This is a genomic window from Streptomyces sp. NPDC059851, from assembly GCF_042732005.1.
Lineage (GTDB): Bacteria > Actinomycetota > Actinomycetes > Streptomycetales > Streptomycetaceae > Streptomyces.
On sequence record NZ_JBHWJJ010000218.1, the window covers coordinates 7,813 to 8,678 of the forward strand.

The following is an 866-nucleotide window of genomic DNA, read 5'->3' on the forward strand; positions in this document are numbered from 1 at the left end:
TGCCCCCCCCCGTGTGGGGGCCGTTCCCCCCCCGACTCCGTGGGGGGGGCCCCCCCCGGATCACCGGGGCGCCCCCTCCTGCGTTCATCGGGCTTTGGTCAACCCGCGCCACGAATCGGCCATTTGTTCGCAAATGCATCCGGGTTGCACTTCGTGCGTGATGGACTGTCGGCAAGTAGGAGTCATCTTGCCGTGAGGAGTCAGTTCATGATCAGGGCGAAGCGCGCGATAGGCGTGTTGGCGGCGACGGCCATGGCGGGGGCTCTCCCCGTACTTGCTGCATCGCCGGCGCAGGCGTCCTATACGGACTGCGTGAATTGCATGAGCAACCTGGGCTACATAGTGGGCCCGAATGTCCAGGACGCCTGCGCGTACGGAGAAAACGGCAGCTTCGGTTCGATCGTTTGCCAGAACATCCTGTACAGCCTCGCCGTGAAGATGGACGACGCCAACGAGGCGTGTTACCAGGCTTCACGCGACTAGGGTCTGTTGCGAAAATGGATCTTGTTCGTTCATGATCACGTCTCGTGGGACGTGGAGATCTGACGAACGGCGAGTGGGCCCGGCTTGAGCCGCTGCTGCCGCGGGGCATCAAGCCGGGCCGGCCGCAGGTGTGGACGCGCCGTCAGCTGATAGACGGCATACGGTGGCGGACCCGCACCGGCGCCCCCTGGCGTGACGTGCCGGAACGCTACGGGCCGTGGGACCGGGTCTACGACCTGTTCCGGCGCTGGCAGCGGGACGGAACCTGGGCCGGAATCCTCACCCAGCTCCAGGCTGAGGCGGACGCCAAGGGCCTGATCACCTGGGAGGTCAACGTCGACTCCACCGTCTGCCGGGCCCACCAGCACGCCGCCGGGGCGGCG

At 66.6% G+C, this 866-nt stretch carries 2 protein-coding genes; both read left to right on the forward strand.

Going from position 1 to position 866, the window contains the following annotated elements:
- Window positions 1-207 precede the first annotated feature (207 nt).
- Window positions 208-483: a hypothetical protein gene (locus ACFV7Q_RS37445; protein WP_385435414.1), complete on the forward strand. Its 276-nt coding sequence runs from the start codon at window positions 208-210 to the stop codon at window positions 481-483.
- 44 nt (window positions 484-527) lie between these two features.
- Window positions 528-866 (forward strand): IS5 family transposase (locus tag ACFV7Q_RS37450; RefSeq protein ID WP_385435415.1); only part of this gene is annotated, 339 nt, incomplete at its 3' end.